Source organism: Micrococcus porci, assembly GCF_020097155.1.
In the GTDB taxonomy this organism is placed as follows: domain Bacteria; phylum Actinomycetota; class Actinomycetes; order Actinomycetales; family Micrococcaceae; genus Micrococcus; species Micrococcus porci.
On the sequence record NZ_CP083691.1, the window covers coordinates 268,366 to 280,637 of the forward strand.

At 74.9% G+C, this 12,272-nt stretch carries 12 protein-coding genes; 1 reads left to right on the top strand and 11 read right to left on the bottom strand.

Annotated elements, in window-relative coordinates; all coding sequences use genetic code 11:
* Positions 1-33 precede the first annotated feature (33 nt).
* From KW076_RS01255 to ftsH, 11 genes are all read right to left on the bottom strand, one after another.
* Positions 34-1,332: a glycerophosphodiester phosphodiesterase family protein gene (locus KW076_RS01255; RefSeq protein ID WP_224355839.1), complete on the bottom strand. Its 1,299-nt coding sequence runs from the start codon at positions 1,330-1,332 to the stop codon at positions 34-36.
* Positions 1,333-1,505: 173 nt separating this feature from the next.
* The gene (locus KW076_RS01260; RefSeq protein WP_224355840.1) at positions 1,506-1,940 is read right to left on the bottom strand and encodes a DUF3806 domain-containing protein; all 435 of its coding nucleotides are present in this window, start codon (positions 1,938-1,940) and stop codon (positions 1,506-1,508) included.
* Between the two features lie 276 nt (positions 1,941-2,216).
* The gene (locus tag KW076_RS01265) at positions 2,217-3,167 is read right to left on the bottom strand and encodes a Rossmann-like and DUF2520 domain-containing protein (RefSeq protein WP_224356751.1); all 951 of its coding nucleotides are present in this window, start codon (positions 3,165-3,167) and stop codon (positions 2,217-2,219) included.
* A gap of 5 nt (positions 3,168-3,172) precedes the next feature.
* Entirely contained in the window at positions 3,173-4,936 is a 1,764-nt protein-coding gene (locus KW076_RS01270; RefSeq protein ID WP_224355841.1) for a PH domain-containing protein, read from the bottom strand.
* The gene (locus KW076_RS01275) at positions 4,933-5,436 is read right to left on the bottom strand and encodes a PH domain-containing protein (protein WP_224355842.1); all 504 of its coding nucleotides are present in this window, start codon (positions 5,434-5,436) and stop codon (positions 4,933-4,935) included. The genes KW076_RS01270 and KW076_RS01275 overlap by 4 nt, the downstream gene beginning before the upstream one ends.
* Positions 5,423-5,959 (bottom strand): DUF3180 domain-containing protein, encoded by a 537-nt coding sequence (locus tag KW076_RS01280; RefSeq protein ID WP_224355843.1) that lies wholly within the window; start codon positions 5,957-5,959, stop codon positions 5,423-5,425. Before KW076_RS01280 ends, KW076_RS01275 begins: the two co-directional genes overlap by 14 nt.
* Positions 5,956-6,636: a 2-amino-4-hydroxy-6-hydroxymethyldihydropteridine diphosphokinase gene (gene folK, locus KW076_RS01285; RefSeq protein WP_224355844.1), complete on the bottom strand. Its 681-nt coding sequence runs from the start codon at positions 6,634-6,636 to the stop codon at positions 5,956-5,958. The genes KW076_RS01280 and folK overlap by 4 nt, the downstream gene beginning before the upstream one ends.
* Entirely contained in the window at positions 6,633-7,001 is a 369-nt protein-coding gene (folB, locus tag KW076_RS01290; RefSeq protein WP_224355845.1) for a dihydroneopterin aldolase, read from the bottom strand. Before folB ends, folK begins: the two co-directional genes overlap by 4 nt.
* Entirely contained in the window at positions 6,998-7,873 is an 876-nt protein-coding gene (gene folP, locus KW076_RS01295; protein ID WP_224355847.1) for a dihydropteroate synthase, read from the bottom strand. The genes folB and folP overlap by 4 nt, the downstream gene beginning before the upstream one ends.
* Positions 7,874-8,007: 134 nt before the next feature.
* Positions 8,008-8,724: a GTP cyclohydrolase I FolE gene (gene folE / locus KW076_RS01300; RefSeq protein ID WP_224355849.1), complete on the bottom strand. Its 717-nt coding sequence runs from the start codon at positions 8,722-8,724 to the stop codon at positions 8,008-8,010.
* A 16-nt stretch (positions 8,725-8,740) separates the two neighbouring features.
* Positions 8,741-10,822: an ATP-dependent zinc metalloprotease FtsH gene (ftsH, locus tag KW076_RS01305; RefSeq protein WP_224355850.1), complete on the bottom strand. Its 2,082-nt coding sequence runs from the start codon at positions 10,820-10,822 to the stop codon at positions 8,741-8,743.
* 356 nt (positions 10,823-11,178) lie between these two features.
* Between ftsH and KW076_RS01310 the strand changes: the two genes are divergently transcribed.
* A complete protein-coding gene (locus KW076_RS01310; protein WP_224355852.1) occupies positions 11,179-12,234 on the top strand; it encodes a hypothetical protein in 1,056 nt (351 codons plus the stop codon).
* The last annotated feature ends 38 nt before the right edge of the window (positions 12,235-12,272 follow it).

A 12,272-nucleotide genomic window follows, 5' to 3' on the forward strand; every position in this document is an offset into this window, starting at 1 on the left:
GGCCGACGCCCTGGTCCGAACGGGACGTGGCCGTCAGCGGGCGGCGGTGAGGCGACGGCGCAGCGCCACCAGCACGCCGGCGGCCGCGGCGGCGAGGCCCGCGGGAAGCCAGGCGGCGGCGTCGCCGGTCTGGACCTTGCCCGGCACCGCATGGGAGCCGTCGGAGGGCTGCTCCGACGGCTGCTCGGCGGGCTTCTCCGCCAGCCAGGCGTCACGGGCGGCGACGCCCACGTCCGGGAAGTCGGTGAAGAAGCCGTCGACGCCGGCGTCGAGGACCTCGGTGATGTACGCGGCCAGGTCGCCGTGCTCCACCGGGTTCTCAGAGGAGCGGAACTGCAGCGGCAGGGACTGGTTCTCCGCGCGGAAGGTGTACGGCACCACCGTGAGCCCGGCGTCGTGGGCCACCTCCACCAGGCCGGTGGGCGCGCCCAGGGAGCCGTCCTGGTTCAGGGCGATGACCTGGCGCAGCTCCGGGCCGTAGATGTCGATGCCGTTGAAGGCGGCCTCGGCGGCGCCAGCCGGGGTGGAGAAGTAGGCGTAGTCGCGGGCGGTGTCCCCGGAGAGCACGGCGTCGTAGCCGGAGCCCTCGTACCAGAGCAGGTACGCGGTGTCGGCCTGCAGGCCGAGCCGGGTGTTCATCTCGGCCAGGTTGGAGAACTCGAACGACTGCACCACGGCGCGGCCGTCGGCGTGGTTGAGGCCGTGCTCCTCCAGCAGCTCGATGACCTCCTCCTCCTGGGACAGGCCGATGCCGTCGAAGTAGGAGGGGTGCTTGATCTCCGGGATGATGCCGATCTCGCGGCCGTACTTCGCGGAGAGCTCCTCGCGCAGCTTCAGGTCCTCCTCGAAGGTGGGGACCTGGTACATGCCGTCGTAGGCCGCGGAGCCCGGGCGGGCCTCGGGCAGGCGCTCCTTGGCGCGCAGGGTCTTGAGCTCGGCGAGGGTGAAGTCCTCGGTGAACCAGCCGGTGATCTCCACGCCGTCGACCGTCTTGGTGGTCTTCCGGTCCGCGAACTCGGGGCGCTCGGAGACGTCGGTGGTGCCGGTGATGTCGTTCTCGTGACGGTCGACCAGCACACCGTCCTTGGTGGAGACCAGGTCGGGCTCGATCACGTCCGCGCCCTGGGCCACGGCCAGCTCGTAGGCGGCCAGGGTGTGCTCCGGGCGGTAGGCGGAGGCGCCGCGGTGTGCGACGACGTCCGGGCGCTCGGCCTGGGTGATCGGCTCCTTGGCGGGGATCGCGGCGGAGGCCGGCACGGCCAGCGGGGCGGCCACGGCGACGGCGGCGGTCAGCGCGGCGAGGCCGCGGGCGGTGGTGCGGAGGGCGGTCACGGGACGGTCCTTTCGGGACGGGAGCGATGACCTCTCCAGGTGCCCATGTCCGGGTGGCGTCCCGGGGCCGCCCCGGACGCGGACGGGTGAACCCCCGGTGACGAGTGCGTGGACCCCTGGCTGTTCCGGGTGCGGAGACGGCCCGGCGGGGCGTTCGAGGGGCGCGCAGCCACTCAGCCCTCGGCGGCGCGGCGCTCCTCACGCAGCGGCGCGAGCTGCGCGCCCAGCCAGTCCACGTAGCCCGGGATCCAGTGCGCGTCGCCGTCGTTCCAGTGCTGGGCCACTACGGACTGGGGGAACACCACGGCGTCGGAGAGCGGATCGCGCAGGCCGAGGTCCGTGGCGTCACCCTCCGTGACGGCGACCCAGGCCAGCCCATGGCGGGCGCCCAGGTGCTCGCCCAGCAGCACCGCCACGACGTCGAGGAGCACGCCCAGCTCGTCCGGGTCCACGTCCTCGGACCGCGAGCGCGCCAGGAGGCGGCCGTGGTACGCGTCCACGGCGTCGAGGTCCAGATGGCCCGTGCCCTCCTGGGCGGCGAAGTCGCGGCGGACGGCCACCCACTCCTGCTCGGCGGCGGTGAGGGGTCGGATCTGCTGCTCGCTCATGCCCCCGATTCCATCACGCCCCGGCCCGGCTGGGAGACTGGGGGCATGCGCATCCTGACCGTCTGCCTGGGGAACATCTGCCGCTCGCCCGCCGCGGAGGCGGTGCGCGCCGGACGCGTCTGACGCGCCGCACGCGCCGCACGCTTTCGTTCGCGAAATAGACGGCGCGCCGGGCGCTTTCGTGAACGAAGTGGACGCGGTCGCCCCCGAAGGCCTTGCGTTTCGCGCACCAAAAGGTGAGACACGCCGTGCGTTTCACGCACGAAAACGGGGGGGTCAGCCGGTGGCGTCGGGGCCGTCGTCGGCCCCGTCGAGGACCGCGAGGATCCGCTCGGCCGCGTCGGCCCGGAGCGCCCCGCGGCGCGCGGCGCGCTGCGCCGTGGCCCGGGCCAGGGACTCCCACACGGCCAGCACGTCCGCCGGCATGCCGCCGTCCACGAGCTCGCGGAGGGTGTCCCGGTGTCCGCGCACGGTCTCCACGTCGCCCCGGGCCACGGGGCCGGTGAGGGCGCCGTCACCGTCGGTGAGCGCGTTCTCCAGGGAGGCCTGCATCAGGGGGCGGAGCATCCGCTCCGGCTCCGCGACGCCGATCTCCTCCAGGATCTGCCGCGCCTGCGCCGTCACGGTCACCAGGTGGTTAGACCCGTGCGAGAGCGCCAGGTGGTAGGCCGCGCGGTCGGCCTCCTTGACCACCACCGGGTCGCCGCCCATCTCCACCACGAGCGCCTGCGCCACCGGCAGCACCACCGGGTCCGCGGTCACCCCGAACACGCAGTCCTGCAGGCGCGCCAGGTCCAGGCTCAGCCCCGTGAACGTCATGGCCGGGTGCACGGCCAGCGGGATCGCCCCGTGCGCGCGCACCGGGTCCATCACCCGCACCCCGTGCCGACCGGAGGTGTGCACCAGCAGGTGACCGGTCTGGATGTGGCCCGCCGCGGCCAGTCCGGCGATGAGCTCGGGCAGCGCGTCGTCCGGGACGGCGAACAGCACCATCTCCGAGCGGCGCAGGATCTCCGGGAGCTCCAGCACGGGCACGCCCGGCAGCAGGGCCTCGGCCCGCGTCCGGGACGCCTCGGAGACCGCGTGCACGCCCGTGATCGTGTGCCCGGCCCCGCGCAGCGCCGCGCCCAGCACGGCCCCCACGCGCCCGGCGCCGATCACGCCGACGCCCAGCCGCCCCGGCCGGTCCGCGGGGTCCGCCCCGGTCAGCTCCGGGCTCATGTCCATCCGGCTCACGCCGTCTCCTCTCCTCGGTGCTCCGTCGTCGCCACGGGCGGGGTGTCCCCGGGGCGCGGGCCCGTCTCCATGGGCACGACGCCGGCCGCGGCCATCTCCGCCCGCCCCACCTCGGTGCGGGCCACCTCGGCGGTGCGGCGCTCGAAGCGCTCCAGCTCCTCGGGGAGCATCCACCGGTTGCGGTCGGTCAGCCGGCGGGACACCGCCGCATGCCGGGACTCGACCTCGAACAGCTCGGCCAGCACGTCCTCGTCCAGGCCGCGCAGCCGCGCCGCGCCGCCGGCCATGTGGACGCGCAGCGTGGCCACGCGCAGGCGCCGCTGCACGGGCCCCTGGGTGAGCGCCACGGCCTGCAGGCGCTCGTGCTGCACGGTCTGCACGCTCCGGGAGAGCCGGCCGTGCCGGACCACCAGCAGGGTCGGGGTGAGGGCGTACCCGTGGCGACGCCACGTGAGCCAGTGCCACCACCAGGCCGCCCGGCGCGGCACGTGGCGGAACCCGCCCTCCTCGCCGGAGCCGGTCATGGCGGTGCGCATCAACTCCCCCGCGGCCCGCGCGTCACCGCCCAGGCCAGGGTCCGGGGCCACCACCTGGAGCACGCGCAGCACATCCTCCCAGGGGCCCACGGGCAGGGCGACGTCGCGGCGGCGCCCCTCCGCCTCGAGGCCGCCGTACCCGGCCACGGACACCTTCACCCGGTGCCAGCCGAACGGCCGCCAGAACAGCGGCTGGGAGATCTCCACTCCCTGCACGCGCCCCGGCGGGACGGTCTGGGAGACCGTCTCCGTGAACCCGTACCGCAGGCGCAGCCCGTCCGAGGAGTCCCGCACGGTGAACCCCCAGCCCTTGTTCAGCCCGGACCAGACGGCGCCGGCCAGGGAGAACAGCAGCGGGAACGTGGAGCCCAGGGTGACGGCCCAGACCCCGGCCTCCTCCCCCGCATTCGCGTCCGGAAACAGCAGGAGCAGCAGGGAGAGCACCGCGGGGACGGCCACGACGGCGCCGAGGAGGCCCATCACCGTGGAGGACAGCAGCACCGAGCCGATCAGCCGGCCGGCGGGCACGCGCAGGAGCACCGGCCCCTGCTCCTCCGGGTCGACCAGCAGACCCCGGACGGGCCCGGCCGCGGCGGGGCCCCCCGCCGCCTCGGGAGCCGCGGACGGGACCGGGCGCGCCGCCGCGGCGCCCGAGGCACGGTCGAGGATCTGCCGGCGCACGGCCGCCGCCTGGGCCTTGGGCAGGTAGGCGAGCTCCAGGGCGGAGTCCCCGCCGCCGTCGGCCGCCTCCACCTTCACGACGGCCAGGCCGATCAGGCGCGCCGGCAGGGGGTGCTGCAGGTCCACGGCCTGCAGGCGGTCGTAGTGCATCTGCCGGCGGGAGCGGAACAGCCAGCCCTGCTTGAGCTCGATCTCCTCCGCGCCGATCCGGAACCGGGTGAACCACCAGGAGAAGAAGAACGCCAGGCCCACCAGCAGCAGCACGCCCAGGGCGATCCCGCCGCCGATCAGCAGCCCCCGCCCGTCCACGCCCGGGCCGCCCCCGGCGTCGGCGCCGAACAGCCCGCCGATCCACCGCTCCACGACGTCCCGCAGGGCGAAGAACAGGAACGTGGCCACCATGACCCAGCCCCGGATCCAGGGCGAGGCGGGATGCACGCGGACCCAGCCGGCGTCGTCGGCGGCCGGGGCGGGGGCGATGCGGCCGTCCTCCGGGGACGGCCCGGACGCGAGGCCCTCCGGGCGCGGGGCGGGGGCGCTCACAGCCCCGCCAGGCGGGCCTGGCCGCGGGCCATCAGGACCTCGCGGAGCCGGTCGCAGGTCTCCCGGGGGAGGCCGACCAGCTCCACGTCCGCGCCGCCGGCGGTCTTCAGCGTGAGCTTCTGCAGGCCGGCCCAGCGCAGCAGCGGTCCGTCCGTCACGTCCACGTACTGCAGTCGCCCGTAGGGCACGGCGACGACCCGGCGGAAGAGGATCCCCTCCCGCCACAGCACGTCGTCCTCCCGCTCGGCCCAGCCCTTCGCCACCACGCGACGCGGGATGAGGACGAGCTCCACCAGCGACCACGCCAGGACGAGCGCGGGCAGCCCCCAGGCCGTCCACGACCACATGTCCGGCCACACGCCGGTCAGCTTGAGCACCAGCGGCACGGACACCACCGCCAGCCAGATCACGAGGGCGATCAGCTCGCGCACCGCCTCCACGCGCACCAGCGCGGGCGAGACGGGCGTGAACTCGACGCCCTGCAGGTCAATCCCGGGCACGGGCGAACCCTCCTTCGGCCTCCGGACGCCGGGCCCCGTGCCCGCCGCTCCCGCCCCCATCCTGCCCCGCGCCGGGCTCGGCGCCGTCCCCCTCAGGGGGGATCCTGCACCAGCGTTCGACGACGACGCCCACCGTCAACAGGGCCGCCCCGCCGAGGGCGAGCAGTCCGGCGGTGAGCACGGCCGGGGCCTCGATCCCGGCCCGGGAGGCGACCTCCAGGCCGACGCCCGCGTGCCAGCCGGCCAGCCCGGCGCCGGTGAGCCCGGAAGCCTGGCCGAGCACGAGCGTGCGGGCCGCGGCGAGCGGGTCCATGCGCTGGGCCAGCGGCCGGTCACGGTCCCGGCGCACCCGCCACCCCAGGACGAGGCAGAGCACGCCCACGGCCACCACCGTGACCAGCGCCGCGAGGTGCATGACGGGCGCCGCCAGGCCGAGGGAGGGCGCGGTGAGCGCCGCCAGCCAGCCGAGCACGGCGGCGGCGAACGCGAGCAGGGCGGTGCGCCCGGAGACCAGTGAGATCACGTCGGGTCGCTCCAGGGGCGGGCGATCGCGGCGCCGTCGGGCAGGGGGGCGGAGGGCAGACCGGGTGTGGAGTCCGGGCGGAGGACGTCGGGGCGCGGGCCGTCCAGGTGCGCGGTGCGGGCGGGCTCGCGGCGCACGTGCGGGGCGTCGGCGGCGCGGGCACCGAGCTCGGCGACGGACTCGCCCGCCAGCTCGGCCTCCGGGTCCAGCCAGGCCCACGGCAGCAGCACGAAGCCGCGCTCGGCGGCCCGGGGGTGCGGGAGGACGAGGTCCGGGTGGTCGCTCGTGAGGTCCCCGTAGACGATCAGGTCCACGTCCAGGGTCCGCGCGCCCCAGCGCACGGTGCGGCGGCGGTGGTGGTCCTGCTCCAGCCGGTGGGCCACCCCCAGCAGCTCCCACGGGGAGAGAGCGGTGCGGATCCGCACCACCTGGTTCAGGTAGTCCGGCTGGCCGGGCGGGCCGCCCACCGGCGCCGTCAGCGCCCGCGGGGAGGCCGCCACAGCCTCGATCCCCGGGGTCACCGTGAGCACCGCGACGGAGGCATCCAGTGTCTCCGACGGGTCGCCCAGGTTGGCCCCCAGGGCGAGCACCGCGGTGACCGGCGACGACGGGCGGGCGGCGAGCTCCGGCGTCGGGGCGGGGCCCTCCGCGGGGTGGGCGGCCTCGGGGCGGCTCATGCGCCCCTCCGGCGGGCCACGGTCACGGAGACGTCCGTGAAGTCGTGCGGGATGGGGGCCTGCGGCTTGTGCACGGTGACCTCCACCGCGGTGACCACGGGCTGCTCGGCGAGCACCGCCTCGGCGATGCGGACGGCGAGGGTCTCGATCAGGTCGAACGGCTCCCCCGTCACCAGGCGCACCACGGTCTCGGCGACCTCGGCGTAGTTCGCGGTGCGGGCCAGGTCGTCCCGGGCGGCCGCGGGGCCGGCGTCGAGGGTGAGGGCCACGTCCGTGGTGAACGGCTGCCCGTCGCGCCGCTCGTGCTCGAACACGCCGTGACGGCCGGTGGCCGTCAGGCCCGTCAGGCGGATGACGTCGCTCATGCGCGCGCCTCCCCCGGGCCGGCGGGCCGCGGGGCGGCCCCGCGCCAGGCGTCTCCCACTCGGACGGCGTCCACGGAGGAGCGGACGTCGTGCACGCGCACGCCCCAGGCCCCGTGCGCCGCGGAGATCGCGGACACCGCCGCCGTGGCGTGGTCCCGATCGAGCGCGGGCCGCGGCGTGCCGTCCTCACCGGCCAGCACCGTGCCCAGGAACCGCTTGCGGGAGGCGGCGACCAGCACCGGGCGGCCCAGGGACTCGATGCGCTCCAGACCGCGCAGCAGCTCCCAGTTCTGCTCGCCGGCCTTGGCGAACCCCAGGCCCGGATCGAGGATGATCTGCTCCGGGGACGCACCCGCGGCCAGGAAGCGGTCCGTGACCTCGGACAGCTCCCGGACGACCTCCCCGAGGGTGTCCTCGTAGTGGGCCAGCGAGTCCATGACCTGCGCGTGCCCGCGGTTGTGCATCAGGATGCACGGGGCGCCGGACTCCGCCACCAGCGCCGGCATGTCCGGTTCGTGGACCAGACCGGAGACGTCGTTGACGATCACCGGGCCCAGCGCCAGGCAGGCCCGCGCCGTGGCGGTGTGCATGGTGTCGATCGAGAGGACCGCGCCCTCCGCCAGCAGCGCCTCCACCACCGGCAGGATGCGGCGCTGCTCCTCGGCCGGGTCCACGGGCGTGGCGCCCGTGCGCGTGGACTCCCCGCCGACGTCGATCAGGTCCGCCCCCTGCGCCAGCAGGTCGAGACCGTGGGCGACCGCCGCGTCCACGCGGTCGTGCGCACCGCCGTCGGAGAAGGAGTCCGGCGTGACGTTCAGGATGCCCATGACCAGCGTGCGGTCCGGGAGCTCGTGGAACGGCTTCGGGAGCATGACGTGCGTCCTTCCTCTGCGCGGGCGGTCTCCACCCAGTCTGGCATGCACCCCCGACGCCGCAGGGGGTCCGGAACGGTCCCCCGTCGACGACGTCGACCGGGAGGAAGGGGTGGGCGCCGATGCCCGAGGGCTCAGCCGTGCATGATGAGGCTCATGGCCTCGGCACGCGTGGAGGGGTCGCGCAGCTGGCCGCGCACGGCCGAGGTGACGGTCTTGGCGCCGGGCTTGCGCACGCCGCGCATGGACATGCACATGTGCTCCGCCTCCACGACGACGATCGCACCCTTCGGCTGCAGGTGCTCCATGAGCGCCTCCACCACCTGGGTGGTCAGCCGCTCCTGCACCTGCGGCCGGCGGGCGTAGAGCTCCACCAGGCGGGCCAGCTTGGACAGGCCCGTCACGCGCCCCTCGGCGGACGGGATGTACCCGATGTGCGCGGCCCCGTGGAACGGCACCAGGTGGTGCTCGCACGTCGAGTAGAACGGGATGTCCTTCACCAGCACGAGCTCCTCGTGGGAGAGGTCGAACGTGGTGCCCAGCACCTGCTCGGGGCGCTGGTGCAGGCCCGCGAAGAACTCCGCGTAGGCCTTGGCCACCCGCTTGGGGGTGTCCTGCAGCCCCTCCCGATCCGGGTCCTCGCCGATCGCCAGGAGGATCTCCCGCACGGCCGCCTCGATGCGCGGGCGGTCCACGGTGTCCTGGTCCGGGTCGAACGTGCCGGGCACGCCGGGGACGGCGCCGGCCAGTGCCGCCCCGGCCCCCGTCGTGGGGGCGACGTCCGCCGCCGCCTCGTGCGGACGGTGCAGGTGCGCGTCGGCCAGGGCCGCGTCTCGGTGCTGCTCGGTCATGCTCTCCCGCTCTCGATCAGTAGGTGGGGCCCGGCGTCGGGCTGTGCTGCCCGGGCAGGTCCCCGGGGCCGCCGGCGGACCCGCCGGCGCCGCCGAGAGCGGTGGGCGGGGCGCCCTCGGGCGCGTCCGGCACCGTGGTGCCCTCGACGCCCACGGCCTCCGGCTGCTCGCCCTCCAGACGGCTCGCGCGCTCCCTGGCGGTGAGCACGGGCGGGACGTCGTGCGGGGGCCGGTCGTCCGCCGCGAGCCACAGCGGGCGCTCCGGGCGCTTGCGGACGTCCTTGAAGATCTCCGCGATCTGCTCCTGGGTCAGGGTCTCCTTCTCGAGCAGCTCCGCGGCCAGGCGGTCCAGCACGTCGCGGTTCTCGGTGAGCACCCAGTGGGCCTCGGCGTGCGCGCCGTCCAGGAGGGCGCGGACCTCCGCGTCCACCAGGTAGGCCAGCTCCTCGGAGTACTCGCGGGACGCGGCCCCGCCGCCGCCCAGGAACGGGTCCGTGTTCGCGGAACCGAGCTTCACGGCGCCCACCTTGGAGCTCATGCCGTAGTCCGTGACCATCTTGCGGGCGGTCTCGGTGGCCTTCTGGATGTCGTTCGCGGCACCCGAGGACGGGTCCTTGAACACGACCTCCTCCGCCACGCGCCCGCCCATCGCGTAGGCGAGCTGGTCCAGGAGCTCGTTGCGGGTCACGGAGTACTTGTCGTTCTCCGGGACCACCATCGTGTAGCCCAGGGCGCGGCCGCGCGGGAGGATCGTGATCTTCGTGACCGGGGCCGAGTTCCGCAGGCCCGCGGCGACGAGCGCGTGCCCGCCCTCGTGGTAGGCCGTCACCTTGCGCTCGTGCTCGTTCATCAGGCGCGTGCGCTTCTGCGGGCCCGCCATGACGCGGTCCACCGCCTCGTCGAGGGCGGCGTTGTCGATCACGTTGTTGCGGGAGCGGGCCGTCAGCAGCGCGGCCTCGTTGATCACGTTGGCCAGGTCCGCGCCCGTGTAGCCGGGGGTGCGCTTGGCCAGGGAGCGCAGGTCGACGTCGAGGGCGATCGGCTTGCCCTGCGCGTGGACCTCGAGGATCTTGGCGCGGCCGTCCAGGTCCGGGGCCTCCACCGGGATCTGCCGGTCGAAGCGGCCCGGGCGCAGCAGCGCCGGGTCCAGCACGTCCGGACGGTTGGTGGCAGCGATCATGATGACGTTGGTGGAGGCGTCGAAGCCGTCCATCTCCACGAGCATCTGGTTCAGCGTCTGCTCGCGCTCGTCGTTGCCGCCGCCGATGCCCACGCCGCGGGAGCGGCCCACGGCGTCGATCTCGTCCACGAAGATGATGGCCGGGGCGTTGGCCTTGGCCTGCTCGAAGAGGTCGCGCACGCGGGAGGCGCCCACGCCCACGAACATCTCGACGAAGTCCGAGCCGGAGATCGAGTAGAACGGGACCCCGGCCTCGCCGGCCACGGCCTTGGCCAGCAGCGTCTTGCCGGTGCCGGGCGGGCCGTACAGCAGCACGCCCTTGGGGATCTTGGCGCCCACGGCGTGGAAGCGCTCCGGCTCCGTGAGGAACTCCTTGATCTCGTGGAGCTCCTCCACGGCCTCGTCCGCGCCGGCGACGTCCTTGAACAGGACGTCCGGGTTGTCCTTGTTGATGAGCTTGGCCCGGGACTTGCCGAACTGCATGACCTTGCCGCCGCCGCCCTGCATGCGGGACATGAGGAACCAGAACAGCAGGGAGATGAGCAGGAACGGGATCATCAGGCCCAGCAGGGAGAGGAGCCAGCTGTCCCGGACGGGCTCGTCCTGGTAGCCGTCCACGGAGGAGTCCTGCACGGTGCGGACCACGTCCTGCGCGCGGGCCGCGGAGAACTGGAAGTAGACGTCCCTGCCGAGGTCCCGGCCATCCTGGGAGAGGGGCTCGCGCAGGGTCAGGTCCACGCGCTGCTCGCCGTCGACGACGCGGGCCTGGGCGACCTTGTCGTCCCTCAGCAGGGCCATGCCCACGTTGGTGTCCACCATGCCGCGGCCGGACTGCGCGGTGGTCAGGGGGATCACGAGGCCCAGCACCAGGAGCCCGAGGAGGATCCAGATGTAGGGCTTGTTGAACTGCTTCTTCACGGTCCGTGTGTCTCCTGGTCTGCCGCGGGGGCCGGGCGTGGCTCGGGCGGGCGCGGCGTGCCGCGCGGGGACGCGGACGAGACCCCTCCCGAGGGTCACTGCCCCACGCTACCGGGCGGGGCCCAGGGCCGCCTCGACTGTTCGCGCCAGGTGGACAGCCACCCGATGCCTCCCGCATCCCTCCCCCCGCCCCCACTCGCCGAGTGAAGGTGACACGCCGTCACGGAGGGCGGGGAGCCGAGGAATGGCGGCGCGTCGGCTTCACTCGGCCCGTCCGTTCAGGGCCCCTCACGACGACGGACCGACTCCTGTGGACAGGCGGCCCCGTGGAGCGCTGGCCGCCTCACACTGACATCATGTCCCGCCCGCCCCGCGACCTGCCTGCGGTCCTGCGCCGCGGGCCGTTCACCACGGCCTCCGCACTCGCCCTCGGCGTGCCCGCCTCCCGCCTGCGTCGTTCGGACGTGCGGCGACTCCGGCGCGGGGTCCTGGTCTGGACGGGCGCCACGGACGGCGGCTCCACCGTCGACCCCGCGCTGCCGCCCCGCCCGGCCGCCGCCTCCGGCGCCGACACCCCGTGGGTCCTGGCCAGCCGCCTGACGCCGTCGGAACAGGAGACCCTCGCCGGAGTGCTCGCCGCGGCACCGGACGCCACCGCATCCCATCTGACCGCGGCCCGACTGACCGGACTGTGGCTGCCGACGCGGCTGGCGGCCGACCGCACGCTCCACGTCACCCGCCCGCCGGGCACCGCGAACAGCGCTCCTGCAGGGGTCCGGATGCACCGGCGCCGGCCGACCTCCGAGGGGGCACAGCTCGTCCGCGGCTCCGGCCCGCCGCTCGACGGCCCCATCCCGGTCACGGGGCCCGCCCGCACATGGCGGGATCTGGCGAGCCTCCTGGACCTCGCGGAACTGGTGGTCCTGGGAGACCGGCTCGTGTGCTCCTCCGGCCCGGAACGCGCGGACCCCCTGTGCTCCCGCGCAGCCCTGGTGCAGGCGGCCGCCCGACCCGGCCAACGTCACGCCGTCCTCGCCCGGGATGCCGCCGCCCTGGTCCGCGACGGCGCCCACTCACCGCCGGAGACCAGGCTGCGGCTCGCCCTGCTGGACGCGGGCCTCCCCGAGCCGGAGCTGCAGCTGGAGGTGTGGGATCCCGCCTTCTCCCGGAGCCGGCCGGCGACGGCGGATCTCGGGTGGCGTCGCCACGGCGTGGTCCTGCAGTACGAGGGCGCCGGACACGACGATCCCGTCCAGGTGCGCGGGGACACCCTCCGCGACGCGGCGTTCCAGCGCCGAGGGGTCGTGGTCATCCGCGCCGCCGCCGCAGACCTCGCGGAGGGGTTCCGCGGCACGACGGCCCTGGCGGAGGCCGCACTGCGTCGTCGTGGATGGACCCCCGGACGCGAGTGAAGCGGACACGCCGTCATAGGAACCCCTGACGGGGTCCG

Coding starts and splice junctions, on each gene's coding strand:
- folK (WP_224355844.1), bottom strand. CDS start 6,636: ATGAGCCGCCCCGAGGCCGCCCACCCCGCGGAGGGCCCCGCCCCGACG.
- folB (WP_224355845.1), bottom strand. CDS start 7,001: ATGAGCGACGTCATCCGCCTGACGGGCCTGACGGCCACCGGCCGTCAC.
- folP (WP_224355847.1), bottom strand. CDS start 7,873: ATGCTCCCGAAGCCGTTCCACGAGCTCCCGGACCGCACGCTGGTCATG.
- KW076_RS01310 (WP_224355852.1), top strand. CDS start 11,179: ATGTCCCGCCCGCCCCGCGACCTGCCTGCGGTCCTGCGCCGCGGGCCG.
- KW076_RS01260 (WP_224355840.1), bottom strand. CDS start 1,940: ATGAGCGAGCAGCAGATCCGACCCCTCACCGCCGCCGAGCAGGAGTGG.
- KW076_RS01265 (WP_224356751.1), bottom strand. CDS start 3,167: ATGGACATGAGCCCGGAGCTGACCGGGGCGGACCCCGCGGACCGGCCG.
- folE (WP_224355849.1), bottom strand. CDS start 8,724: ATGACCGAGCAGCACCGAGACGCGGCCCTGGCCGACGCGCACCTGCAC.